Source organism: Allobosea sp. GW821-FHT12C12, from assembly GCF_058807355.1.
The window spans coordinates 71,351-94,119 of the sequence record NZ_JBXAQP010000014.1 but is presented as its reverse complement, the minus strand read 5'-3'; the positions used below and the strand labels follow the sequence as shown (position 1 = coordinate 94,119).

At 67.9% G+C, this 22,769-nt stretch carries 23 protein-coding genes; 9 read left to right on the top strand and 14 right to left on the bottom strand.

All coding sequences use genetic code 11. The annotated features are described in order from the left end of the window. Positions 1-64 precede the first annotated feature (64 nt). From AC1RRW_RS18400 to AC1RRW_RS18390, 3 genes are read left to right on the top strand one after another with little or no spacing between them, the layout of a single operon-like run. Complete coding sequence (locus tag AC1RRW_RS18400; protein ID WP_492902592.1) at positions 65-1,192, top strand: serine hydrolase domain-containing protein; 1,128 nt, start codon at positions 65-67, stop codon at positions 1,190-1,192. After that, positions 1,189-1,416 carry a hypothetical protein gene (locus tag AC1RRW_RS18395; RefSeq protein WP_492902591.1) on the top strand — a complete coding sequence of 76 codons (228 nt, stop codon included), beginning with the start codon at positions 1,189-1,191 and terminating at the stop codon, positions 1,414-1,416. Before AC1RRW_RS18400 ends, AC1RRW_RS18395 begins: the two co-directional genes overlap by 4 nt. Positions 1,417-1,450: 34 nt before the next feature. Continuing rightward, the gene (locus tag AC1RRW_RS18390) at positions 1,451-1,621 is read left to right on the top strand and encodes a hypothetical protein (RefSeq protein ID WP_492902590.1); all 171 of its coding nucleotides are present in this window, start codon (positions 1,451-1,453) and stop codon (positions 1,619-1,621) included. 161 nt (positions 1,622-1,782) lie between these two features. Here AC1RRW_RS18390 and AC1RRW_RS18385 read toward each other — a convergent pair whose 3' ends face one another. The 4 genes from AC1RRW_RS18385 to AC1RRW_RS18370 form a co-directional block, all read right to left on the bottom strand. Then, a complete protein-coding gene (locus AC1RRW_RS18385; RefSeq protein ID WP_492902589.1) occupies positions 1,783-2,370 on the bottom strand; it encodes a M15 family metallopeptidase in 588 nt (195 codons plus the stop codon). 118 nt (positions 2,371-2,488) lie between these two features. Beyond that, positions 2,489-3,211 carry an acetoacetyl-CoA reductase gene (gene phbB / locus AC1RRW_RS18380; RefSeq protein ID WP_492902588.1) on the bottom strand — a complete coding sequence of 241 codons (723 nt, stop codon included), beginning with the start codon at positions 3,209-3,211 and terminating at the stop codon, positions 2,489-2,491. Continuing rightward, entirely contained in the window at positions 3,208-3,462 is a 255-nt protein-coding gene (locus AC1RRW_RS18375; protein ID WP_492902587.1) for a DUF1737 domain-containing protein, read from the bottom strand. The genes phbB and AC1RRW_RS18375 overlap by 4 nt, the downstream gene beginning before the upstream one ends. A 4-nt stretch (positions 3,463-3,466) precedes the next feature. Next, positions 3,467-4,648 carry an acetyl-CoA C-acetyltransferase gene (locus AC1RRW_RS18370; RefSeq protein ID WP_492902586.1) on the bottom strand — a complete coding sequence of 394 codons (1,182 nt, stop codon included), beginning with the start codon at positions 4,646-4,648 and terminating at the stop codon, positions 3,467-3,469. A gap of 320 nt (positions 4,649-4,968) precedes the next feature. On the opposite strand from AC1RRW_RS18370, the gene phaR reads away from it, so the two are divergent. Continuing rightward, positions 4,969-5,562, top strand: coding sequence for a polyhydroxyalkanoate synthesis repressor PhaR (phaR, locus tag AC1RRW_RS18365; RefSeq protein WP_492902585.1), 594 nt, complete (start codon positions 4,969-4,971; stop codon positions 5,560-5,562). A gap of 15 nt (positions 5,563-5,577) precedes the next feature. Here phaR and AC1RRW_RS18360 read toward each other — a convergent pair whose 3' ends face one another. Continuing rightward, on the bottom strand, positions 5,578-7,269 hold the full coding sequence (locus tag AC1RRW_RS18360) for an EAL domain-containing protein (protein WP_492902584.1): 1,692 nt from the start codon (positions 7,267-7,269) through the stop codon (positions 5,578-5,580). A 177-nt stretch (positions 7,270-7,446) separates the two neighbouring features. On the opposite strand from AC1RRW_RS18360, the gene AC1RRW_RS18355 reads away from it, so the two are divergent. After that, positions 7,447-7,632 (top strand): hypothetical protein, encoded by a 186-nt coding sequence (locus tag AC1RRW_RS18355; protein ID WP_492902582.1) that lies wholly within the window; start codon positions 7,447-7,449, stop codon positions 7,630-7,632. A gap of 96 nt (positions 7,633-7,728) precedes the next feature. Here AC1RRW_RS18355 and rpmF read toward each other — a convergent pair whose 3' ends face one another. Then, positions 7,729-7,914 carry a 50S ribosomal protein L32 gene (gene rpmF / locus AC1RRW_RS18350; RefSeq protein ID WP_291638998.1) on the bottom strand — a complete coding sequence of 62 codons (186 nt, stop codon included), beginning with the start codon at positions 7,912-7,914 and terminating at the stop codon, positions 7,729-7,731. A gap of 173 nt (positions 7,915-8,087) precedes the next feature. Further along, entirely contained in the window at positions 8,088-8,783 is a 696-nt protein-coding gene (gene mtgA, locus AC1RRW_RS18345; protein WP_492902580.1) for a monofunctional biosynthetic peptidoglycan transglycosylase, read from the bottom strand. A 201-nt stretch (positions 8,784-8,984) separates the two neighbouring features. Here mtgA and AC1RRW_RS18340 point away from each other — a divergent pair, with 201 nt between their 5' ends. Continuing rightward, a complete protein-coding gene (locus AC1RRW_RS18340; RefSeq protein ID WP_492902579.1) occupies positions 8,985-9,929 on the top strand; it encodes a polyprenyl synthetase family protein in 945 nt (314 codons plus the stop codon). A gap of 436 nt (positions 9,930-10,365) precedes the next feature. Here the strand turns inward: AC1RRW_RS18340 and AC1RRW_RS18335 are convergent, their stop codons facing one another. The 3 genes from AC1RRW_RS18335 to AC1RRW_RS18325 form a co-directional block, all read right to left on the bottom strand. Next, entirely contained in the window at positions 10,366-12,738 is a 2,373-nt protein-coding gene (locus AC1RRW_RS18335; protein WP_492902578.1) for a PAS domain-containing protein, read from the bottom strand. Positions 12,739-12,864: 126 nt separating this feature from the next. Continuing rightward, positions 12,865-14,076, bottom strand: a complete 1,212-nt coding sequence (locus AC1RRW_RS18330; protein WP_492902576.1) for a histidine kinase — start codon at positions 14,074-14,076, stop codon at positions 12,865-12,867. Positions 14,077-14,107: 31 nt separating this feature from the next. Next, positions 14,108-15,400: an adenylosuccinate synthase gene (locus AC1RRW_RS18325; protein ID WP_492902574.1), complete on the bottom strand. Its 1,293-nt coding sequence runs from the start codon at positions 15,398-15,400 to the stop codon at positions 14,108-14,110. Between the two features lie 263 nt (positions 15,401-15,663). On the opposite strand from AC1RRW_RS18325, the gene AC1RRW_RS18320 reads away from it, so the two are divergent. Next, a complete protein-coding gene (locus AC1RRW_RS18320; protein ID WP_492902573.1) occupies positions 15,664-16,275 on the top strand; it encodes a tyrosine phosphatase family protein in 612 nt (203 codons plus the stop codon). Here the strand turns inward: AC1RRW_RS18320 and AC1RRW_RS18315 are convergent. From AC1RRW_RS18315 to AC1RRW_RS18300, 4 genes are all read right to left on the bottom strand, one after another. Then, positions 16,247-17,938 carry a mucoidy inhibitor MuiA family protein gene (locus AC1RRW_RS18315; RefSeq protein ID WP_492902572.1) on the bottom strand — a complete coding sequence of 564 codons (1,692 nt, stop codon included), beginning with the start codon at positions 17,936-17,938 and terminating at the stop codon, positions 16,247-16,249. The genes AC1RRW_RS18320 and AC1RRW_RS18315 overlap by 29 nt on opposite strands. A gap of 171 nt (positions 17,939-18,109) precedes the next feature. Then, the gene (locus AC1RRW_RS18310; RefSeq protein WP_492902571.1) at positions 18,110-18,748 is read right to left on the bottom strand and encodes a ferritin-like domain-containing protein; all 639 of its coding nucleotides are present in this window, start codon (positions 18,746-18,748) and stop codon (positions 18,110-18,112) included. A 49-nt stretch (positions 18,749-18,797) separates the two neighbouring features. Further along, a complete protein-coding gene (locus AC1RRW_RS18305; RefSeq protein ID WP_492902569.1) occupies positions 18,798-19,490 on the bottom strand; it encodes a ferritin-like domain-containing protein in 693 nt (230 codons plus the stop codon). 186 nt (positions 19,491-19,676) lie between these two features. Beyond that, a complete protein-coding gene (locus AC1RRW_RS18300; protein WP_492902567.1) occupies positions 19,677-20,081 on the bottom strand; it encodes a response regulator in 405 nt (134 codons plus the stop codon). A gap of 183 nt (positions 20,082-20,264) precedes the next feature. Here AC1RRW_RS18300 and AC1RRW_RS18295 point away from each other — a divergent pair, with 183 nt between their 5' ends. After that, the gene (locus tag AC1RRW_RS18295) at positions 20,265-20,738 is read left to right on the top strand and encodes a hypothetical protein (protein WP_492902566.1); all 474 of its coding nucleotides are present in this window, start codon (positions 20,265-20,267) and stop codon (positions 20,736-20,738) included. Between the two features lie 454 nt (positions 20,739-21,192). Then, on the top strand, positions 21,193-22,764 hold the full coding sequence (locus tag AC1RRW_RS18290; protein WP_492902565.1) for an OpgD/OpgG family glucan biosynthesis protein: 1,572 nt from the start codon (positions 21,193-21,195) through the stop codon (positions 22,762-22,764). The last annotated feature ends 5 nt before the right edge of the window (positions 22,765-22,769 follow it).

Sequence of the window (22,769 nt, the reverse complement as noted above, 5' to 3'; positions counted from 1 at the left end):
GAGGGCTTTGGAAAGCCGTAAGCGAGACTTAAGGGAAACCGCCGCAACTGATCGGGACGCCATGATGACCGCAAGCTACTCGCCACCGCCCGCCGGCCAGGACTGGGCCGATGCCCTACCGTCCGAAGCCGGCTTCGACGCCGCTGCGCTCGACGCCGCGATCGTCTTCGCCAAGGCGCACGAGAGCCAGTGGCCGCGCAGCCTGTACTACCCGGACGGGCGATATGTCGGGAATGTCGAGTGGAACGAGACCGGGCCATGGTGCGTGATCGTCGGCCGCGTCGCCGGGCGCGGCGGCCCGGCCGGGCTGATCCTGAAGGGCGGCAGGCTCGTCGCCGAATGGGGCGAAACCGACCGCGCCGACATGACCTTTTCGATCGCCAAGAGCTATCTCTCGGTGCTCGCGGGCCTCGCCGTCGATGACGGGCTGATCGCCGACATCGACGAGCCCGTGGGTCGCTCGGTCGATGGCCCCTGGTTCGAGAGCGCGCAGAACCGCACGATCACATGGCGGCACCTGCTGACGCAGGCGAGCGAATGGCGCGGCGAGATCTTCGGCAAGTCCGACCAGGTCGATCACAATCGCCAGATCGGGCCCGGCGCCGACAACAGCCGCAAGGGCCAGCTTCGCGAGATGCGCGCGCCCGGCTCCTTCTACGAATACAACGACGTGCGCGTGAACCTGCTCGGCTACTGCCTGCTGCGGCGCTTCCGCCGGCCGCTGCCGGATATCCTGCGCGAGCGCGTCTTGGACCCGATCGGAGCTTCGCGGGACTGGCGCTGGGAGGGCTACGAAACCTCCTGGGTCGAGATCGACGGGCAGCGCGTGCAGTCGGTTCCCGGCGGAGGGCACTGGGGCGGAGGGCTGTTCATCGGCGCGCGCGACCATGCCCGCTTCGGTCTGCTGATCGCGCGGGGCGGGGCCTGGGATGGCCGGCAGCTGCTGTCGCGGCAATGGGTCGAGACCATGCTGACGCCCTCGCCGACGCTCGCCAACTACGGGCTGCTGTGGTGGCTGAACCGGGGGCCGGCGGCGCGACCGGGCGTGCCTGATACGGCCGTCTTTGCGTTGGGAGCCGGCGCCAATGCGATCTGGCTCGACCCGGCGCAGGACCTCGTCGCGGTGCTACGCTGGATCGACGGCGCCTCGCTCGACGGCTTCGTCGACAGGATGCTGGCGGCGCGCAGATGATGCCCCATGCCGACCTGCTCTGGACCGGCATCCTCGGCATCGTCATCAGCCTGATCGTGGCGAGCGCCTTCTCGTCGCACCGTGTCGGCCTCGTCGGCGGCCTGTTCCACGGCCTGTCCTTCGGCTCGGCGGCGTCGCGGCGGCGGGGCCTGGCGCGCTCGCCGACAGGGTCGGCATCGTGCGGGTGTTCCGGCTCCGCGCGTAGCTGCCGGCGCTGGGGCTGATGACCTTCCTGCCGCCGCGGCATCGGCGCGCGCATTGACCGGCATTGACCGGCATTCGCCGGCGCGTCGGCGCGCGGCCGAGACGGTCGGCGCGATGCCTTCATTCTTCTACAGCGCATGCAGCCCGGCAAACAGCTTTTTCCCGGTCGGATTGCCCGTCGGCCCGTGCATGCGCATCAGGCTCCTGGACGGCGTGCCGGTCTGATCGCCAATGGCTCGAAGCCGATCGCCACATCGATCGGGTTTCGGAACACCGCCTTGATGGTCTGGACGTCGCAGGCGGCCGGCAATGCGTCGCGGAATTCAGGCCCCCGCGCGGCCCGCGCCGCGACGATATCTAAAACGTCCGAAGGGCTGCCGGTCGGTTCAAGCGATCTTCAGCAATCCGTCTTTCGACCATTCTTTGATTTTTTCATCGGAGACTTCAAAATGCATTGAATCGTGGAAGGCGATCCCGGAGAACCACCCCCCCTTGTTGAAGTAGGGCAGCATCAGTGCGACAAATCTCGGAATCTTGTTGCCGGTATTGCCGGGCGCGTCATAGCCGACGATGTTGAAGTCGAGCGCCGTCCCCCACGAATGGTTGCTGATCTTCGTGCTTGTCGCGCCACTGGTAGGCTTCCGATAGCGAACGCACAACATCCCCTGTGTCCTCAAGAAAGACCTGATTTCCGGAATGTCCTGAAAGACATCGTTGAGTATTGTCTTGAGGCTGTCGACACTCGGTTGAATCCCGGTCACGCGAAGATTGTCGCTGATCTTCTGCGTCGTCTTCAGCTTGGCGACGAGCGGTGACGCCTTCGCATTCTGGCAATCGGTCGTGAGGGGAAGCCGCGGTGATCCGAGAATCGAAACCATCGCAGCTTCGGTCGTTGCCGTCAGCCCGACATTGATGGGCAGATAGTCGACGAGCGGCATGTCCTGCATGAAAAACGCAGCGTCTTTCGCAGGCATATCGCGACACTCCCTTGCAACGGGCTATCGAAAGCGTCGACGATATCTAAACCTTGGGCTGAATCGAAGCCCCGATTTGAATTCCATCGAAAATCACCTTTTGGCATCGTGATGTCAATCACGCCATGTACTGCCCGCCATTGAGCGCGAACGTCGCCCCCGTGGCGAAGGAGCCGTGCTCGGAGGCGAGGAAGACCACCATCGCGGCGATTTCCTCGGGCTTGCCGAGGCGTCCGGCCGGGATGCCGGCGACGACGCGCTTCAGCGCCTCTTCCGGCATGGCCGCGACCATGTCGGTGCCGATATAGCCCGGCGTGATCGCGTTCACGGTGATGTTCTTGTTGGCGTTCTCCTGCGCCAGAGCCTTGACGAAGCCGATGTCGCCGGCCTTGGCGGCGGAGTAGTTGACCTGCCCCATCTGGCCCTTCTGGCCGTTGATCGAGGAGATCACGACGATGCGCCCGAAACTGCGGGCGCGCATGCCCTCGATCACGGGCCGCGTCATGTTGAACAGCGAGTCGAGATTGGTGCGGATGACGGCCGACCACTGGTCCCGGGTCATCTTGTGGAAGAAGCCGTCGCGCGTGATGCCGGCGTTGTTGACCAGGATGTCGATCGGCCCGAGATCGGCCTCGACCTTGGCGACGCCGGCGGAGCAGGCCTCGTAGTCGCCGACATCCCATTTGAACACCGGGATGCCGGTCTCGGCCTGGAACTTGGCCGCCGCCTCGTCATTGCCGGCATAGCTGGCGGCGACCCTGTGGCCGGCCTCCTGCAACGCCTTGCTGATCGCCGCGCCGATGCCGCGCGTGCCCCCCGTCACCAACGCCACCTTCGTCATAGCTGTCCTCCCTGTCGGCGGCGTTGCGCCGCGCTATTGTTCTGAAAGATTGAGATCGGGCGCATAGGCGCCGCCGACATCCTTGATGATCGCCTGGCCGGCGGAGAGGCGCGTTGCTCATTCGCGTCGAAGGTCAGCGTCGGGCGCCCGTGGAGCACACGTCCCTTCGACAGCGCTTCCGAGGCCCGATCACAGAACCAGGCGTCGTCGGGGCCGGCGAGATGGCGGTAGAGCGTCGTCCGCCGCGCCATCGGGTCAGCCGCGCTCGATGGCCATGGCGACGCCCATGCCGCCGCCGATGCAGAGCGTGGCGAGGCCCTTCTTGGCGTCGCGCTTCTCCATCTCGTGCAGCAGCGTCACCAGCACGCGCGCGCCGGAGGCGCCGATCGGATGGCCGATCGCGATCGCCCCGCCGTTGACGTTGACGATGTCGGCGTTCCAGCCGAGATCCTTGTTGACCGCCATCGCCTGCGCCGCGAAGGCTTCGTTCGCCTCGACGAGTTCGAGGTCCGAAACGCTCCAGCCGGCCTTCTCCAGCGCCTTGCGCGTCGCCGGGATCGGGCCCGAGCCCATGATCGCCGGGTCGACGCCGGCCGTCGCCCAGGAGGCGACGCGGGCGAGCGGCTTCAAACCGCGCTTCTGCGCCTCCCTGGCGCTCATCAGCACGAGGGCCGCCGCGCCGTCGTTGATGCCGGAGGCGTTGCCGGCGGTGACGGTGCCGTCCTTGGAGAAGGCGGGCTTCAGCTTGGCCATCGCCTCGACCGTCGCGCCGTGGCGCGGATATTCGTCGGCGTCGACCACGATGTCGCCCTTGCGGGTCGAGACGGTGAAGGGGACGATCTCGTCCTTGAACTTCCCGGCCTTCTGCGCGGCTTCCGCCTTGTTCTGCGAGGCGGTCGCGAACCTGTCCTGCTCTTCGCGGCTGATCTGCCACTTGGTCGCGACGTTCTCGGCCGTGGTGCCCATGTGGTAGCCGTGGAAGGCGTCCCAGAGGCCGTCCTTCAGCATGGTGTCGACGAACTTCAGGTCGCCCATCTTGGTGCCGTTGCGCAGATGCGCGCCGTGCTGCGACATCGACATCGATTCCTGGCCGCCGGCGACGATGATGTCGGCGTCGCCACTGGCGATCTGCTGCAGGCCGATCGCGACGGCGCGAAGCCCCGAGCCGCAGAGCTGGTTCAGGCCCCAGGCGGTGGCCTCCTGCGGGATGCCGGCCTTCATGGCCGCCTGCCGGGCCGGGTTCTGGCCCTGACCCGCGGTCAGGATCTGGCCCATGATGACCTCGTCGACATCGGCGGGATCGACCCTGGCGCGGCTGAGCGCCTCCTTGATCGCGGCGGCTCCGAGATCATGGGCCGGCGTGTTGGCGAAGACGCCGTTGAAGGCGCCGACCGCCGTGCGCGCCGCGCCGACGATGACGATATCGGTATCAGCCATGGGAGAGTTCCTCTGTTGTCGCGACGGCCCGCTCTCGCGCCGGACCGGGCATGTTTCGAGCGCCACCTTTCAGGGCCGTCGCGGCCGCGTCAAGTGATCCGAAAGATGCGGGCTGCCTGCGATACCCCGCGCCGCAGGAGAGGAAATTGCCCGAAAGCCGGGCATGTTCAGCCTCCGTTCAGGCAGGTTTTTGCGCTGCACGCTCAAAAAACTTGCGGCACGCCGCCGACAGGCTATCGTCAGGCACGGGAAGACCGTTTCGCCCGGCGCTGCCGCGATATTCGCAGGCGGCGCGCGGACCAACGTCATGCAGGATTCTGATGGCCACCGACAAAGAACCGACCGTCATCAAGAAATACGCCAATCGCCGCCTCTACCATACCGGAACGAGCTCCTACGTGACGCTGGAAGACCTCGCGGGACTGGTCCGCGGCGGCGAGGACTTCGTGGTCTACGATGCGAAGTCGGGCGAGGACATCACCCGCTCCGTGCTCGCCCAGATCATCTTCGACGAGGAGGGCAAGGAGGGGCAGAACCTGCTGCCGATCACCTTCCTGCGCCAGTTGATCCGCTTCTACGGCGACAGCATGCAGGCGCTGGTGCCGCGCTATCTCGAATTCTCGATGGACAATCTGACCAGGGACCAGGGCCAGTTCCGCGAGCAGATGGCCAAGGCCTTTTCCGGCGGGGCCTTCGGCGGTCCGGCGATGGATGCGATCCAGCAGCAGACGCGCGCCAACATGGCGCTGTTCACCGACGCCTTCCGGATGTTCAACCCCTTCGCCGCGATGGCCGCGGCCAAGGCCAAGGAAGAGGCCGGCGCGCCGCCGGCCAAGGGCGACGATCTCGGCGAGATGAAGCGCGAGCTCAACGAGATGCGCGAGCGGCTGGACAAGCTGTCGAAGGGGAAGTGAGCGGCGGTGAGGGTTTCAGACCGCCGCGCGCTCGCGCCGGATCGGCGCGGCCACCGGCCATAGCTGCGCCTTGCCGACCAGATGGCCCTGCAGATAGGTGACGCCCCAGTCTGCGAGCATGCTCGCCTGCAGGTCGTCGTCGACCCATTCGGCCACGGTCTCGACGGCGAGATGCCGGGCGAGGTCGATCAGCGTGCGGACGTAGAAGCGGTCGTCGGTCGAGCGGCGCAGGTTCTGGGTGAAGGCGCCGTCGAGCTTGAGGATGTCGATCGGGAAGGCGCGCAGGTGCCTGAGCGAGGTGTGGCCCGCGCCGAAATCGTCGATCGCGATGCGCGCGCCCTGATCCTTGATCTGGCCGAGCAGCCTGGCGACGCGGGCCGGGTCCTCGATCGTCGCGGTCTCGGTCACCTCGACGACGAGGCGTTGGGCGACACCGCGCGCACCATTCGTGCAGGCGAGGAAGGCGTCGAGCCATTCGGGGTCGGACAGCGAGCGTGGCGAGACGTTGACCGAAAGCGACAGCGCCGGGTCGGCGGCCAGAAGCTCGACGGCGAGTTCGAGCACGCGATGGTCGAACAGCCTGACCAGCCCGCGCCGCTCCAGCAGCGGGATCAGCTCGGCCGGGGCGAAGAACAGTCCGGCCGGGCCCTGACCAACGCGCAGCAGCGCCTCGTGGAAGGCGACCTCGCGGCCCCTGGCGCGCACGATCGGCTGCAAAGCGAGCTGGACGCGGCGTTCGTTCAGGGCGGCGACCGCCCGCAGGTCGAGCCCCGGCCCGTCGCTCGGCGCTTCCCGGTTGTCGCGGCGGCGCGCGACCACGGCCGAATCGACCGCGCCCGCGCGGGCGCTCGCCAGCGCGTTCTCGGCCGCGGCGACCAGCGTGCCGGCGTGGCTGGAGAGATCGGGCGCGAGCGCCGCGCCGACCCGCAACCTTGCCAGCGCGATGCCGCGCCCGGTCTCGATCGCCGAATGCGCGACCGCCTTGATGAAGCGCCGCGCCGCCGCCTCGACCTGGTTCCTCGGGCAGCCGGTGAGCAGGATGGCGAAGCGGTTGCCGGAATAGCGCACGAGATGGTCGCGCCGGCGCATCACCGAGCGCAGCCGCTCCTGCACCACGCCGATGATCTCGTCGGTCGCCTCATGGCCGAAATCGTCGTTGAGCCGGGTCAGCTCGTCGATCGCGGCGACCAGCACCACGACCATGCGCTCGGCCGGGAGATGTTCCGACAGGGCCAGCTCGACCCGCTCGACCAGCGCATGGCGGTCGCTCATCTCGCTCGAGCAGACGGCGAGCTCGTCGGGCTTCACCGCCCGCTCGATCCTGAGCACGCCGCGCGCCGAGGCCGGGCGGCCGTCGAGACCGGCGAACCAGCGCCCGGCATCCTCGACCCACATCGTCCGCCCGGCGAGGGCCGCGGCATAGCGGGTGCGGTAGACCACGCCCTCGCCCTCGTCATGGCCGGTCGAGGAGAAGATCGCGTCATAGCGGCTGCGGCCGCTGCCGGGCTCGACCAGGCCGGCGAAAGCCAGGCCGCGCGACATCGCCGCGTCCGGGATCGGCCCGAGAACCTCGGCCGCGTTCGGTCCCCAGCTCAGGGCGTCGCCCTTGATCTCCCAGTTATAGACCACCTCGCCGATCGAGGAGAGCAGGTTGCGCGGATCGCCGAGGCCGTCGGTGCGAGAGCTTAGGATCGACGGCGCGGGCATCGTGGCGGGCCTCGGAGGCTGGGCGGCCGGACGATGTGCGACGGCACTGTCCCATCCTGGCCTGATGATGCGGAAACTGTCCCGGAACGATGCGGGTTTTGGCGTTAACGGCGGGTTAACTCCGGCCGCCCGTTTGCAACGACGGGAACGCTGAAACGACGCGTTCCGGAGTGAGACATGGCCGGCCCCGAGCAGACGAGCGACACCGCCAGCCGCGCCGCGATGCTGCTGCTGCAGCTTGCCGCGAGCCAGGCGGAGATCGGCCCCTTCGCGAGCCGCGCGCTGGAGACGCCGCGGGCGGCGGCGCGGTTCTACGAGACGGCGACCCGCCGGCAGCTCCGCCGGCTTGCCCGATTCGCCTGAGCGACGGCCGGCGCAACCAGGTCCGTCAAAGAAAAAGCCGGCCTCGCGGCCGGCGTTTCAGCGGCGCCCGAAGGCGTCGGCAGACGCAAAGGCCGCTCAGGCCTCGGTTTTGGCCTTCAGCACCTGGCGGCCGCGATACATGCCCGACTTCAGGTCGACATGGTGCGGGCGGCGCAGTTCGCCGGAATTCTTGTCCTCGATATAGGCGGGCTGCTTCAGCGCGTCGGCCGAGCGGCGCATGCCGCGCTTCGACGGCGACGTCTTTCTCTTCGGAACGGCCATGCTACTTCTCCATCGTGCCTTCGCCCGGAAGCGCGTGAGGCCTTAGCCAGCGCGACCGCCACGACGACGTCATCAATATCGTGAGGCGTTGCCCATACACGCTCGGGCGCGGCATGGCTAGTGTCGGATGCGCAGAAATCCGCGTTTCCGCCAGACACCGTCCGACGACAAACTCAGCCCGGCACGGCGCAATCTCCCAAGGGGCCGAGCTGCCCGACGCGGCGCTGGATGCGGCCGGTCGCCGATTGCAGGCCGCGCGTCGGCCGGTCGGGGTTGCGCAGGATCGGGTTGGGCAAGGCGCCGGCCAGCCGCGCCGCTTCCGCCGGTGTCAGCCGCGCCGCCGGCTTGCGGAAATAGCGCTGCGAGGCGGCCTCCGCGCCGTAGAGCCCGTCGCCCCATTCGGCGACGTTGAGATAGACCTCGATGATGCGCTGCTTCGGCCAGGCGAGGTCGATCGCCATGGCCAGCGGCAGTTCCAGCCCTTTTCGGACATAGGAGCGGCCCGGCCAGAGGAAGAGGTTCTTGGCGGTCTGCATGGTCAGGGTCGAGGCGCCGCGGCTCGGCCCGTCCTCGTCCTCCAGCACGCTGTTGAGCTCGACCCAGTCGATGCCGGCATGCTCGCAGAAGCGCTGGTCCTCGGCCGCGATCACGGCGCGGATCAGGTTCGGCGAGATCTGCGCGAGCGGCACCCATTGGCGTTCGACCGGCTGGAAGGTGGCCCAGCGCCCGAGCATCAGCGTCGAGGGCGCGGGGAGGAAGCGGAACAGCAGCAGGCCGAGCAGCAGCAGCGCCGTCAGCGCCAGCACGGCAAGGCCGATCCAGCGCAGCATGCGCGCCGGCAACCCGGCTCGCCTCGTTCCGTCGGCCATCGCTTCCCCCGCCGCCGCTTGACGACGCCTTCCGGCTCCGGCAAGTCCGCCCCGTCAGAGCATGATGCCGAAAGGTGGTCGCCGGTTTTCGGAAGACACCATGCTCTCGCTTATTGTTTAGAGACGGATTCAGACATGAAAGCGGCTCGTTTTGCGAACCGTTCCCCTGTCATCCGGCTCCATGGAACGCGAGATCGCCTCATGAGTTCCGCCCCGGACGCCAGCGCCGCTCTGCCCCGTAGGCTCGCGGAAACCGCCGACGCCGTTGAGAGCCTGCTCGATACGCTGCTGTCGTCCACGCCGGTCGAAGGCGAGATCGCCCGGCCGCCACGCCTGCTCGACGCCATGCGCCATGGCGCGCTCGGCGGCGGCAAGCGCTTGCGGCCCTTCCTCACCGTCGAGACGGCGCGGCTGTTCGATGTCGCGCCGGCAAACGCCCTGCGCGCGGGCGCCGCGGTCGAGCTCGTGCACTGCTATTCGCTGGTCCATGACGATCTGCCCGCGATGGACGACGACGACACCCGCCGCGGCCGCCCGACCGTGCACAAGGCCTATGACGACGCGACCGCGATTTTGGCCGGAGACAGCCTGCTGACGCTCGCCTTCGAGGTGATGGCAAGTCCCGAGACCCATTCCTCCGGAGAGGTGCGCGCCGGGCTCGTGCTGGCGCTCGCCCGCGCCTCCGGGCTCGGCGGCATGGCGGGCGGCCAGATGCTCGATCTCGCCGCGGAGGGGCGTTTCGGCGACGTCGCGGCCGGCGGACTGGGCGAGCCGGAGATCCGCCGGCTCCAGGCGATGAAGACCGGCGCGCTGCTGGCGGCCAGCGTCGAGATCGGCGCGCTGCTGGGTCAGGCCTCGGCAAGCGAGAGCGCGGCGCTGCTGGCCTATGGCAAGGCGCTGGGCGCGGCCTTCCAGGTCGCGGACGACATCCTCGACGTCGAGGCGACGCCGGAACAGCTCGGCAAGGCGACCGCCAAGGACGAGGGCAAGGGCAAGGCCACGCTGGTCTCGGCGCTCGGGCTGGACGGAGCCAAGCGCGAGCGCGACCGCCTGAGCGAGAAGGCGATCGCGGCCCTGGGGGCGTTCGGCGAGCGGGCGGGAGCGCTGAAGGCCGCGGCAAGGTTCGCGGCGGAACGGCGGAACTGACCAGACGGCCCGTCACCTGCGGAACAGCGCCGCATCGTCACGGTCTAGGGTCAAGTCATCGGCGAACGGATCGCCGCCAACCCGCGGGAGATCATCATGTTCGCCAAGTCTCTGGCCGCCGCCTTCGCCGTCGTCGGCGTCGCTGGCGCTTCAATCGCCCCGGTCTCCCCCTCCGATCGCGGTTTCGAGGTCAAGCCGGTCCGCAAGGTCAACTAGTCGGCTCTCGCGATCGGCGCTCCGGTCGGACTCGACGGCGCCCTGCTCGGCGCGGCCGCCGCCAGAAGCCAGCCGAGCTACGCCGACGAAGGCTACGGCCCGCGGGGCCCGGTTCGCTTCGTCGATCAGAACGACGAGGACTGCTTCGAGAAGCGATCAAGCGCTTCGACCGTTACCTGGGCGAGATGATCGTGACGGGCCGTTTTCCAGCGCCTTGGTCTCAGGTCGGCTGTCCCATCATCGTGCGGACGCGCGCCGCGAGCGATTCCATCGCGAAGGGTTTCGCGATCACCTGCATGCCCGGCCCGAGCTGGCCGTTGCCGAGCACCGCGTTCTCGGCATAGCCGGTGATGAACAGCACTTTCAGATCGGGCCGCACGGCGCGCGCCGCATCAGCGAGCTGGCGTCCGTTCAGGCCGCCGGGCAGCCCGACATCGGTGACCAGCAGGTCGATGCGCGCATCCGACTGCAGGATCTTCAGCGCGGAGGGGCCGTCCCAGGCGTCGAGCGCCGTATAGCCTTCATCCTCCAGGACCTCGACGGCGAGCATGCGGATGGTCGGTTCGTCGTCGACGACGAGGATGGTCTCGCCGGCTGCGGCCTGGCCTTCCCGGTCCGGCGCGGCTTCGCTCACCATCTTTTCCTCCTCGCCGTAGTGGCGAGGCAGATAAAGGCACATCGTCGTGCCCTGGCCAATCTCGGAATAGATCCGGACCTGCCCGCCCGATTGCCGCACGAAGCCGTAGACCATCGACAGGCCGAGACCTGTCCCCTGCCCGATCGGCTTCGTGGTGAAGAACGGGTCGAAGGCGCGCGCGACGACATCGGGCGCCATGCCGCTGCCGGTATCTGTGACGCAAACCGAGAGATATTGGCCGGGCGGCACGTCGCGCTTGTCGGCCTCGCGCTCGTCGAGCCATTTGTTGGCGGTCTCGATGGTGATGCGCCCGCCGTCGGGCATGGCGTCGCGGGCATTGATGCACAGGTTCAGCAGCGCGTTCTCGAGCTGCGGCGGGTCGATCAGCGTCGGCCACAGGCCGGCGGCTGTGACGACCTCGATCCCGACCTGGGGGCCGACGCTGCGGCGGATCATATCCTCCATGCCAACGATCAGGCGGTTGACGTCGGTCGGCTTGGGGTCGAGCGTCTGGCGGCGCGAGAAAGCGAGCAGGCGATGCGTCAGCGAGGCCGCGCGCCGCGCCGCGCCCTGCGCCGCGCTGACATAGCGGTCGACCTCGCCGAAGCGGCCCTGCCGGACGCGGGACTGCAGCATCTCCAGCGAGCCGGTGATGCCCGTCAGCAGGTTGTTGAAGTCGTGCGCGAGACCGCCGGTGAGCTGGCCGACCGCCTCCATCTTCTGGGCCTGGCGCAGCGCCTCCTCGGTGTCGAGCAGACGCTTCTGCGCCTCCATCCGCTCAGTCACGTCATAGACGAACTGGTAGGCGCCGATCATCTCGCCGGCCGCGTCGCGCAACGAGCTGAAATGCATCTCGTAGTGTCGCTGGCTCAGCTCGGGCGGGCCGAACCTGCCGATCTCGACGAACTCCTCGCCCGCCAGGGCTCGCGTCCAGACCGCCTGCATGGCCGCCCGCTGCTCCGGCTTGTCTTCCAGCAGGTCGAGCATCCGGTCGCCCGCCTTTGGCCTGACGCCGAAGATGCGGGCGAACTCGTTGGCCGAGGCGCTGTTGATGGCGAGCCAGCGGAAATCCCTGTCGACGACCTGGACGAAGGCGCTGGTGCCCTCGACGATGTCGGCCAGGATCTGGCGCTCGGCGACCGCCTCGGCGATGCGCAGCTCCAGCGTCTCGTTGAGGCGCTGCAGCGCGGCTTCCGCCGTCTTGCGGGCCGTGATGTCCTGGAACAGAACCGCGACCTGCCGCGCCTCCGGCGGCTCGATGCGGAAGGCGGCGAGTTCGAGATGGCGTCCGGTCGCGACCAGCTCGCGCTCGAAACGGATCGGCCGGCCGGTGCTCAGCACGCCGCCATACAGATCGATCCAGCCCTGAGCTTCCGCGCCGACCATCGCGCGGACCTCCTGCCCGACGACGTTCTGGATGCCGGCATGGGTGGCGTAGGCCGGGTTGGCCTCGACATGGACGTAGTCGCTCAAGGGACCATGCGGGCCATCGAAGAACTCGATGATGCAGAAGCCTTCGTCGATGATGTCGAACAGCGTGCGGTAGCGATCCTCGCTGCGGATCATCGCCTCGCGGGCGGCGCGCTGTTCGGTGATGTCGCGCGAGATCGCCAGCAGCCGCTCGGGCTTGCCGTGCACGCCAAGAATCGGCCTGACCCTGACGTCCCACCAGCGCGGCGTGCCCTTCAGGGTCGGGCAGAAACCCTGGAAATGGCCGGTGCCGCCGGCGAGCGCGGTCTCGACCGCGGCCTTGGCCTGGTCGTGGACCGGTCCGTTCCAGAAGTCCGGCCAGCTACAGCCCTCGATCGCGGGAAAATCCTCGACCTCCATGACGCGCATGCCGCCTTCGCTCATGAAGGCGAGCGTCCCGTCGAGGTTCAGCACCTTGATGCAGTCGTCGGAAGCGGCGAGCACGCTCCACATCAGGCGCGCATCGCGTTCGGCTTGTGTCGGCAAATGCTCTTCCCTCGGGCCCCGACGCGCAACTGTCAGCACGAGCCGGACGATCGACGTTGTCAATATACTTCAACGCATTGAAGCCATGATGGTTGCGTGATCGGCAGCAAGTCGCGAGCCAGCCGTCTAGCGCCAGCGTCCGAATGCATCGGTCAGCGTCTGGCTGCCCGAGATGCCCTTCTCGAAGGTGATGATCCCGCGCCGCCCGCTGGCGAAACGGATCGGCACGTCGATCCAGAGCCGGTTCAGGATCAGGTCGAGATTGCGCTCGACCTCGACCGGCACGTTCGACAGCGCCGCGACGAAGAGGTTGTCGCCGAGCGCCGAATTGATCGCCGAGAGCGGCGCGCCACGCTCGCCTTCCTCCAGCTTGAACTGCGGCACGCCGACCTCGCGCACCGCGTTCTGGGTCGGGTCGCCGGCCGGGGTGAAGCGCAGGCCGATGATGTGGGAGGCCGGAAAGGCCGGGTCGGTGTTGCGGCGGACGGTGAAATCGAGACTTAAGCCCGCCTCCGCCACCTCGATCGTGGCGCGGACGATCGTCTCGACCGGGCGGCCCTGGCCGGCGCTCTCGCTGTCGAGCCGCCAGAAGACGCGGCCCTGGATCGCGCGCGGCTGCTGAGGGTTGGCCGGATCCTCCGTGTAGAGGATGGCGCGCTGCGCCACCGCGACCTCGCCGCCCTGGGTCGCGGTCGGGGCGCCGCCGCCCGGCCTCGGCGCATTGGCATTGCCGGCCTCGCCGACGCGGTCGCCGAGCTTGCCGGCGCTGTCCGGCTGGCTCGCGGGGGCGGCATGCTCGGCGCGCGGACGCGTCGTGGCGTCGGGCGGGGCGACCTTGTTGACGTAATAGGCGGCGCTGGCGATCGCCAGCACGGCGAGCGCGACGCCCCCGCCGACGATCATGGTGCGGACATGGCTGGCCGCGACCCGCTTCTCGCGCGGCGGCGCGATCCGCGGCCGTATCGGCTGCGTTTCCGGAAGGTCGGACGGTGGTCCGTCCGCGGCGTCGGGCGGGGACGCGGGAGGCTCGTACGGCGCGAAAGACGGCACCGCCTCGCGGACAGGCTCCGGGGGGGCCGCCGGCGGCGCTGGCTGCACCCCGGACAGCGGCGTCGGGGCCGGGGCCGTGTCGCCATGCTCGGCCTCGATGCGCGCCATCGCCTCGTCGAGCGCAAGCCGCTCGCGCATGATCTCGGCCTCGCCGAGCGGCGGGTCGAGGCTGCGCAACTGCGCCAGCAGCGCTGTGCGCGCCCGCTCATGGATGGCGCGCCGCGCCTCCGGCGAGGGATCGGTCAGCCCGGCGACCGCGCGCGCCAGGATGGGATAGAAGTCGGCCATTGGCCTCACTTGTCGATCTTGAGGGGGTGCGTCAACCCTCGAACGGGTTCTGCACCAGAATCGTGTCGTCGCGCTCGGGGCTGGTCGAGAGCACGGCGACCGGCGCGCCGATCAGTTCCTCGATGCGCCGGACGTATTTGATCGCCTGCGCCGGCAGCTCGGCCCAGGAGCGGGCGTTCGCCGTCGAGCCCTCCCAGCCCTCGATCGTCTCGTAGATCGGCTCGACCCTTCCCTGATCGCTCTGCCCGGCCGGCAGGTGCTCGAGCACCGTCCCGTCGAGTCGGTAGCCGGTACAGACCCTGATCTCCTCGAAGCCGTCGAGGATGTCGAGCTTGGTCAGGGCGATGCCGTCGATGCCGGAGGTCTTCACGGTCTGGCGCACCAGGCAGGCGTCGAACCAGCCGCAGCGGCGCTTGCGCCCCGTGACGACGCCGAACTCCTTGCCCTTGCGGCCGATCAGCTCGCCGGTCTCGTCGAACAGCTCGGTCGGGAAGGGACCTTCGCCGACGCGCGTCGTATAGGCTTTCGCGATGCCGAGCACGTAACCGACCGCCGACGGGCCGAGGCCCGAGCCGGTCGCGGCCTGGCCGGCGACGATGTTGGACGAGGTCACGAAGGGATAGGTGCCGTGGTCGACATCCAGCAGCGCGCCCTGCGCGCCCTCGAACAGGATGCGTTTTCCCGCGCGGCGCTCGCCGTCGAGCAGCGCCCAGACCGTGTCGGCATAGGGCAGCACCTCTGCGGCGACGGCGGTGAGCTGGCCGAGCAGCTCGGCGCCGTCGACCTCGCCGATGCCCAGCCCCCGGCGCAGCGCGTTGTGATGCGCCAGCAGCCGCTCGATCTTGGCCTCCAGGATCGCGGGGTCCTTGAGGTCGATGACGCGGATGGCGCGGCGGCCGGCCTTGTCCTCATAGGCCGGGCCGATGCCGCGCTTGGTCGTGCCGATCTTGAGGCCGATATTGGAGGTCTCGCGGAAATGATCCAGTTCGCGATGCAGCGGCAGGATCAGCGTGGCGTTGTCGGCGATGCGCAGGTTCTCAGGCGAGATCGCGACGCCCTGCGCGCGCAGGCGGGCGATCTCCTCGACGAGATGCCAGGGATCGACGACGACGCCGTTGCCGATGACCGATAGCTTTCCGGTCCGCACGATTCCGGACGGCAGCAGCGAGAGCTTGTAGACGACGCCGTCGATGACGAGCGTGTGTCCGGCATTGTGGCCGCCCTGGAAACGGACCACGACATCGGCCTGGCTGGAGAGCCAGTCGACGATCTTGCCCTTGCCCTCGTCGCCCCACTGGGCGCCGACCACAACAACATTGCCCATGGCTCAGGGTTCCTGCCTGTCTTCGCTCTGAAGAGGTTCTTGCCTCGATGCCTCGCGCAAGCGCCACGCACATGAAAAACCCCGGTGCAAGACCGGGGTTTCGAGAGCAGGTTCTTGCAGGCCCTCTTGGGCCAACATGGCGGCGAGGTCAAGTTTCCGCTTCGTCGCGCCGGCAGGGCAGTCCTTGCCTCCATGGACATTGCCGCGGGTGGCGCGCGCCTGTAAGCGATGCGCGCCCCGAACCGCGCCCTGACGGTATCCCGATGAAATCCATCGCCATTTCGACCCTCACCATCTGCGGCATCGAGGAACTGGCCTCCCATAGCGAAAGCCGCGTCACGCATGTCCTGTCGCTGCTCGACCCCGACCGGGCGGAGCTCGACGAGTTCGGCGCCTATGGCGAGCACCGCCGCACGACCCTGCGCTTCCACGACATCATCGACCCGGCCGACGGCAAGGTCCACCCGCGGTCCGACCATGTCGCCGAGATCCTGCGCTTCGGCGAGACGCTGAAGGAGGGTCTGGAAGAGCGCGTCGAGGGCCATCTCCTCGTCCACTGCCATATGGGCATCTCGCGCTCGACGGCGGCGATGCTGATGCTGATGGCGCAGAACGACGCCGACGAGACGGCCGACGCTCTCTTCGCCCGCCTGCGCGAGGTCCGGCCGAAGGCCTGGCCGAACTCGGTGATGATCGGCTTCGCCGACGAACAGCTCGGCCAGCGGGGCCGCCTCACCGCCGCGCTGCGGCGGCACTACGCCCATCAGCTCGTCCACCAGCCCCGATATCGCGACTGGATGGCGCAGCTCGGCCGGGGCCGCGAAGTCGAGATGGCTCGGCAGTTCCTCACCGCAACGGTCTCGGCTCGAAACTGAGCTCCCTGTCGCCCGGCCATTTGATCCGGTAGGCGAGCCTGATCTCCTTCTCCGCGCTGGGAGCCAGGTCGAAGCTCCAGGCCATCACGCCGCGCTTGTCGCCGACCTGCTTTTCGGTCGGGGGGGTGGTCTGCGGCAGGGTCTCGATCGTGATCGCGCTCGATTCCGAGAAGGGGATGCGCTCGCTCAGCGTCACCTTCACGGGCTGCGCATGCAGGCTCTTCACCACGGTTTTGAACTCGCGGAGATCCGTGCGGGTCTGCCCGAGCCAGCTCGGGTCGTTCTCGCGCCGGCGCACGGGCGCGCGCGTCACCTTGAGCTTGTCGTCGGCGCCGAAACCGAGCTCGACCTTGTCGCCGGGCGCGACGAGCCCGAGCCGGCCCTTGCCGATATAGGCGCCGTCGCGATGCAGGAAGACCTCGCCCGGCAGCAGCGGGGCCTCCTGCTCATGGGTGAAGGCGGCCTCGAGATAGGCGCGCTCCTCCAGCTCGGGCGCGATCCTGGCGCTCAGCGCGGGCGCGACCTTGCCCTGGCTCAGAACAACGGTCCGCGAGGAGCCGTCCTGCGGGACGCTGACGCGGCCGGGGACCTCGAAGCTCGCCTGATAGGCCCCGGCCTCGATCCGCGCGGTCTGCACCTCGGCCTGGCGCGGCTCGGCCTGGCTACGAGCGAGGCCCGCATCGGCTTCGGCCTTGGCGGCGGGAGCGGGCGCGGCTTGCGGAGCCATGCGCTGGCGGGTCTCGTAGATGACGGGCGGCTCGAAGAAGGCGACCTGCATCGGCGGCAGGTCGGGCGCGCGGGTGCCTCCGGCGGTGCGGGTCGTCGAGAGCGTCACCGCGACGTCGCCCCAGTCCTCGCCGCTGCGCTGGCGCAGCTCGGCCCGGCGCACGAACAGGATCTCGGGCTTGGTCGTGGCGCCGCCGGTCGAGAGCCTGGCCTCGTAGCCCGGCGCCCAGTTCGCGCCGGAGACGCGGTAGCTGACGCTGATCTCGGCGGCGAGCGGCGCCTGAGCCTCGACCGCGATGGCGACGTCGCGCCGCGGCGCGCCCGGGCGGCCTGGCTGCGGGCGGGCGCGCTCCAGCGCCGCGATCTCGGCCTCGACCTCGGTGGCGCGGCCGCGCACGCCGCGCAGTTCCTCATGGACCTTGACCAGCGCGGCGCCGATCGCGTCGAACACCGCCGGCCATTCGGCGAGCGGCAGGGCCTTGCCGTCGGGGCCGAGCTTGTCGGGGCCGGCCTGGCCGAAGCGCTCGATCGTGGCGCGCTTGGCCTCGATCGCGCTGGCGCGACCCTCCAGCATCGCCTTTTCCTCGCGCAGCGTCTTGAGCTTGCCCTCGATCGCCGGGTCGAGCCCGGTCCGGACCTCGCCCGGCACGATCCGGATATCGACCGCGCCGATCGCGAAGACGCCGTCGCCTTTCCCCTCGACGCGGATCGAGGCCGGATCGACGCTCGCCGGCAGGCCGCGCAGCACGATCTGCGAGGCTCCGCCGATCAGCTCCGCCTTGCCCAGCCGCGTCACCACCGCCCCGTCCGGATAGACCGTGACCCGGTCGATGCGCGAGGACAGCTCGATCTCGGCCGCGCCGGCGATGCCTGAGGTCAGCAATCCCGGCGTCAGGATCAGCGCCGCGGCGAGAGGGTTGAGGCGTCGGCTCGTCATGGTGCTATCCCCGGTTGATCACGCGAGCGTGATAGGCGGGGCGGATTCCGGCGCGGCGAAGGCGGGATTGGGGTGGAATCGGGAAGGCGACACGATCCCGGGCTCGCGACCTTCGGGGCATAAACCCTCGAGGCCGCGAGCCTGTCGTCTCGCGCAACGGTGGTTGGCTTATCAGCCGGCGATGAAGGGCCTGACCGCCGCGAGCACCCGCTGCTTCGTCATCGGCTTGTCGTTCGCGCCCGTCCACGGCTTCACGCCGCGCACGAGCCGCACCTCGGCTGCGTGCCTTGCCTCGACCGAGTGGATGCGCAGCGCGGTCGTCAGCGCCGCCGTGCCCATCAGGGCCGGAGCCTGGCCGGCATAGGCGGCGACTCCGGTGTCCTCGAAGGTCTGCGCCAAGGTGGTGAAAGTCCTGAAGTCACGGAAGACGTTGGCATATTTGCCGCCGGCGGTGAAGTCGAAGCCCGGCTTGGCGACCGCGCCCGCGCCGAGCGTCGAGGCCAGCAGTGTGACATGCGCCTGCTCGTGCTCGCTGATTTGCCTGAAGACCACCGAGAAACGGTCGGGCACCACACCGGCGCGCAGGCCCTGGCTGTAGAACTCGGCCTCTAGATATTCGAGCGTCAGCGCGAAGTTCAGCACCTCCGCGACCTGACCGGGCATGCCCTGTCCGAGCGCCTGGCTGGAGACGGCGGCGAGCACGACCGGCGCCGACGCGACCGCGCCGAGCTTCATGGATACGGAGCGGAACAGGTCACGACGCGACGCGATCGCGCCGGCGAGATCGGGATCGAGCGTTGAAAGCAGCATTTCGTTTGTCATGGCGATGTCTCTCAGTTGGGGGTCGAACCGGCTGCGCTCAGGGGAGCTGCGAGGCGGTGACCGGCGTGGCGATGAAGGGACCGGCGGCGCGCAGGACGGCCGAGGGCGGGTTCGAGACGTCGACGCCGCCGCGCGAGATCACGTCGTCGCCGGCGAAATATTCGGTGAAGGGCCGCAGCATGTCGCGGATCGTCGCGGCATGGCGCGCCTCGACCGAGACGATCGAGCCTGCCGCGGCGAGAATGCGCGGGCTCTGGATCGCCGCGCCGCCGCCGTTATAGGCGGAGACGCCGAGATCCTCGAAGGTCATCGCCGTCTTGAGCACGCTCATGCGGTCGCCGAAATCGACCGCCGAGAAGTTGACGGCCAGATCGGGGATGCGGTTCTGGCCGAGCGCCTTCCTGAAGAACTCGCGATGCGAGATTTCGTGATTGCGGATGTCGGTGAGCAGCGTCCGCTCATAGGCGTTCATGCCGGCATAGGGGGTGGCGAGAACCTGCGTGTAATAGGCCGCCTCGAGCTGCTCCAGCGCGTAGGCATAGTTCAGCACGCCGACATCGCCTCCGCCGAGGTCGACGGCGCGGGATTGCGCGAAGGCCTGGCCGAGCTTGAGGCCGGGCACATCGACGCCGAATGCGACGGCGGCGGTGGCGGCAGCCGCCGACCACTTCAGAAATGAGCGGCGCGCAAGAGTTCGCCGGTCGTGCGGCAGTTGAATGTCGGATTTCATCGTTAGCCTCCGTTTCAGGATATGGCTAAGGAACGATGAACATCTGTTTCTGTTCCGGTGAATGTTGTTGATTTGCAAGTAAAATATAAATAAATCTGAAAAAAGCGCGCAAAATTTCTGAGCAAGTTTGCACTCTCGCCGGCCTTCTGCTCGCATGCGTGTCGGAAATTCTATCCGTGCCCTTTACTATCCGTCCGCGGTTTGAGATTGAGGGCTCGCGCGAAGGGCCGAGTTGACCGCGGCGACGAGATCGGAAGCCGGCGCAGGCTTTTCGAGCCATGCGCTGCCCAGGAATATGGGATCGATCGTCTTCTCGCAGCGTGCGCTGCTCGAGAACACCACGAGCGGGATGGCCCGATCGACGAGCCGGCGGGCGACCTCCAAACTCGTGCCGTCTCGCAGTTCGATGTCGAGCACCACGACATCCGGCACATTCCTGTCCAGCCAGGCGAGCGCCTCAGCGGCGCTTATGGCGCTGGCCGCGATGTCGAAACCGGCATCGGCCAGTATATTCTCTATGTCCATGGCGATGATAGCCTCGTCCTCGAGCACCAGAACGGTCTTGGCCTTGGATTGGACGGCCATCTGCATGCGTTGCCTGATCGGGAGGCTCCCGCCACCGACATCGGAACGGGTATGGGCCGTTCCGGTCATCTAGCATGCGCGCAATTCCGAATATTTATCATATGACACACGGAACTGCGATTTGAGGACTGTTGTGTTTTAAATAATTCGTAATCCAAGCTCCCGTAGCTTAGTTCGCCAATAGATTTCGTGATTTTGATTTTTAAGAGAATAATCTTAATATCTTCGGTTCGACAAGTCGTTAAAAATCAAATCCTTGGAAATTTGTCGAATGACGAATTCAATGAGGTTTTTGACATGCTTGACTTTGTCGGACTTCCCCGGCGGATGGCGCTGTCGCAGGCTAACGAGACGGACGGATACAGTTACTTTCCCGAGTCAGGTGTTGCTTCGATGATCGCTGTTTCTCCAAAAGGTCTGCGCGTCGATGTCGGTTTGTTCGGCAGGGATGGCATGACCCCGTCTGCATTGCCGATAGACGCTGGTTCTGTTCCTTGTGAATTTATTATGCATATATCTGGCGATGGTTACCGGATACAGACCAAAATACTGGCCCGGATACTTTCCGAGCGCCAAGATCTGCTCATGCACTGGCGGTGCGGACCGCTTTTACGGCCCTGTCCAACGCCGTCCATTCGGTCGACGAGCGGCTCGCACGCCTGATCCTGAGTGTCACGACAGGTCGGACGGGTTCGGCGTGCCGTTGACGCACGGCTTTCTCGCCGTTCTTCTGGCGGTCCGCCGGCCGAGCGTGACGAAATCCGTGCATGCTCTCGAAGGGCGCAAGCTCATCCTGGCCGAGCGGGGCTGATCACGATCGTCGACAGGGCGGGACTGGCCGCATTCGCCGCCGACGCCTACGGCGTGCCCGAGAAGGTCTATGACCGCCTGCTTGCGGACCCGGCATAAGCCTGTCTGTCCGTAATCCCCGTCCCCACAACCCCGTGCCGGAGGAAATGGCGCTCCGGGGCCGGCGACGCGCGATCCATCGCCGCGCCACCATGTTCTGCGACCCGGTTTCGGAACATCCACGCCGCGCTGTCGTTCGGCCTGGGAGCAGAGGAACCAGATGCAGCCAGTCTCACCCACCCCATCGATGCAACCCGCGCTGCCGGCAATGACGGCGCCGTCGCGCCGCGACGCGGTGACGGCGCTGCTGTCCTCGGTCGCGCTCGGCCTCGCCGCGCGGCCGGTCCTGGCCCAGAACGCGGCCTCGAAGCGCCGCTTCGGCTATGAGGACGTCGTCGCGCAGGCGCAGGCGCTGGGCGAGAGGCCCTTCGACGCCGATTCCGCGAAAATCCCCGAGGAGCTCTCGAAGCTGACCTATGACAGCTACCGCGAGATCCGCTTCCGGCGCGACCGGGCCTTCTGGCGCGAGGGCGGCTCGGATTTCCGGCTGATGCCGTTCCATCTCGGCTTCCTCCACGACAAGCCGGTGCAGGTGCATGTCGTCCGCGACGGGCTGGCGCTGCCGATCCCGTTCCAGACCTCGCTGTTCGAATACGGCAAGGTGCCCACGCCGAAACAGCTCTCGCCCTCGCTCGGCTTCGCCGGTTTCGCGGTGACCACGACCCTGAACAGCCCGGCCGTGCAGGACGAGGTGATCTCGTTCCTGGGCGCGAGCTATTTCCGGCTGATCGGGCGCGGCCAGCGCTACGGGCTCTCGGCCCGGTCGCTGTCGCTCGATGTCGGCGGCCCGCAGGACGAGGAGTTCCCGTTCTTCCGGGCGCTCTGGCTGGAGGAGCCGTCGCGGGAGGCGACGCAGCTCGTCATCCATGCCCTGCTCGATTCGCCCTCGGTCGCCGGCGCCTATCGCTACGTCGTGACGCCCGGCCCGACGACCAGCGTCGAGGTCACCGCGACGATCGTGCCGCGCAAGGAATTGCGCCGCGTCGGTTTCGCGCCGTTGACCTCGATGTTCCTGGCCGGCGAGGGCGATCTCGGCCAGCGCACCGATTTCCGGCCCGAAATCCACGATTCCGACGGGCTGATGCTGCGCACCGGCGCGGGCGAATGGATCTGGCGGCCGATCAAGAACCCGAAGGCGCTGCGCGTCTCCAGCTTCAGCGACGAGAACCCGCGCGGCTTCGGGCTGATGCAGCGCGACCGCGAATTCGGCCATTACCAGGATCTGGAGGCGAACTACCACGCGCGCCCGGGCTACTGGGTCGAGCCGCTGGGCGAATGGGGCAAGGGCCGCGTCGAGCTCGCCGAGATCCCGACCGACAACGAGGCCTTCGACAACATCGTCGCCTTCTGGACGCCGGAGGCGCCGCCGCCCGTCGGCAGGCCGACCGAGTTCGCCTACCGGATGACGGCGCTCTCGACCACCGAGCGGCTCCACCCCTACGGCCAGACCCGAAACAGCTTCTCCGGCTCCGACAACCAGGACAGCAAGGCCGACGGCCAAGGAAAAGCCGAAGGCCGCAAGCGCTTCATCGTCGATTTCGCCGAGGGCGACCTCGCCTTCTGGCTCGCCGACCCGAGCCGCGTCGAGGTTGTCGCCACCACCACGCTCGGCGCCGTCGCCTCGAGCATCCTGATGCCCAACCCCAACGTGAAAGGGTTTCGCGTGATCGTCGACGCGACCCTGCCGGATGGCGAGACGGCCGATCTGCGCATCTTCCTGAAATCGAAGGGGCGGACGTTGACCGAGACCTGGACGAGCACCTGGTCGGCAAGGGGATAGGGGAC

Excerpts from the sequence above, each read along its gene's own strand:
- AC1RRW_RS18310 (WP_492902571.1), bottom strand. The coding sequence starts at position 18,748 with ATGCTGCTTTCAACGCTCGATCCCGATCTCGCCGGCGCGATCGCGTCG.
- AC1RRW_RS18375 (WP_492902587.1), bottom strand. The coding sequence starts at position 3,462 with ATGGCGCGGCGGACGACGCTCTACCGCCATCTCGCCGGCCCCGACGAC.
- AC1RRW_RS18300 (WP_492902567.1), bottom strand. The coding sequence starts at position 20,081 with ATGCAGATGGCCGTCCAATCCAAGGCCAAGACCGTTCTGGTGCTCGAG.
- AC1RRW_RS18360 (WP_492902584.1), bottom strand. The coding sequence starts at position 7,269 with ATGCCCGCGCCGTCGATCCTAAGCTCTCGCACCGACGGCCTCGGCGAT.
- phaR (WP_492902585.1), top strand. The coding sequence starts at position 4,969 with ATGGCCACCGACAAAGAACCGACCGTCATCAAGAAATACGCCAATCGC.
- AC1RRW_RS18395 (WP_492902591.1), top strand. The coding sequence starts at position 1,189 with ATGATGCCCCATGCCGACCTGCTCTGGACCGGCATCCTCGGCATCGTC.
- AC1RRW_RS18400 (WP_492902592.1), top strand. The coding sequence starts at position 65 with ATGACCGCAAGCTACTCGCCACCGCCCGCCGGCCAGGACTGGGCCGAT.
- AC1RRW_RS18340 (WP_492902579.1), top strand. The coding sequence starts at position 8,985 with ATGAGTTCCGCCCCGGACGCCAGCGCCGCTCTGCCCCGTAGGCTCGCG.
- AC1RRW_RS18315 (WP_492902572.1), bottom strand. The coding sequence starts at position 17,938 with ATGACGAGCCGACGCCTCAACCCTCTCGCCGCGGCGCTGATCCTGACG.
- AC1RRW_RS18305 (WP_492902569.1), bottom strand. The coding sequence starts at position 19,490 with ATGAAATCCGACATTCAACTGCCGCACGACCGGCGAACTCTTGCGCGC.
- phbB (WP_492902588.1), bottom strand. The coding sequence starts at position 3,211 with ATGACGAAGGTGGCGTTGGTGACGGGGGGCACGCGCGGCATCGGCGCG.
- AC1RRW_RS18290 (WP_492902565.1), top strand. The coding sequence starts at position 21,193 with ATGACGGCGCCGTCGCGCCGCGACGCGGTGACGGCGCTGCTGTCCTCG.
- mtgA (WP_492902580.1), bottom strand. The coding sequence starts at position 8,783 with ATGGCCGACGGAACGAGGCGAGCCGGGTTGCCGGCGCGCATGCTGCGC.
- AC1RRW_RS18355 (WP_492902582.1), top strand. The coding sequence starts at position 7,447 with ATGGCCGGCCCCGAGCAGACGAGCGACACCGCCAGCCGCGCCGCGATG.
- AC1RRW_RS18330 (WP_492902576.1), bottom strand. The coding sequence starts at position 14,076 with ATGGCCGACTTCTATCCCATCCTGGCGCGCGCGGTCGCCGGGCTGACC.
- AC1RRW_RS18370 (WP_492902586.1), bottom strand. The coding sequence starts at position 4,648 with ATGGCTGATACCGATATCGTCATCGTCGGCGCGGCGCGCACGGCGGTC.
- AC1RRW_RS18320 (WP_492902573.1), top strand. The coding sequence starts at position 15,664 with ATGAAATCCATCGCCATTTCGACCCTCACCATCTGCGGCATCGAGGAA.
- AC1RRW_RS18325 (WP_492902574.1), bottom strand. The coding sequence starts at position 15,400 with ATGGGCAATGTTGTTGTGGTCGGCGCCCAGTGGGGCGACGAGGGCAAG.
- rpmF (WP_291638998.1), bottom strand. The coding sequence starts at position 7,914 with ATGGCCGTTCCGAAGAGAAAGACGTCGCCGTCGAAGCGCGGCATGCGC.
- AC1RRW_RS18385 (WP_492902589.1), bottom strand. The coding sequence starts at position 2,370 with ATGCCTGCGAAAGACGCTGCGTTTTTCATGCAGGACATGCCGCTCGTC.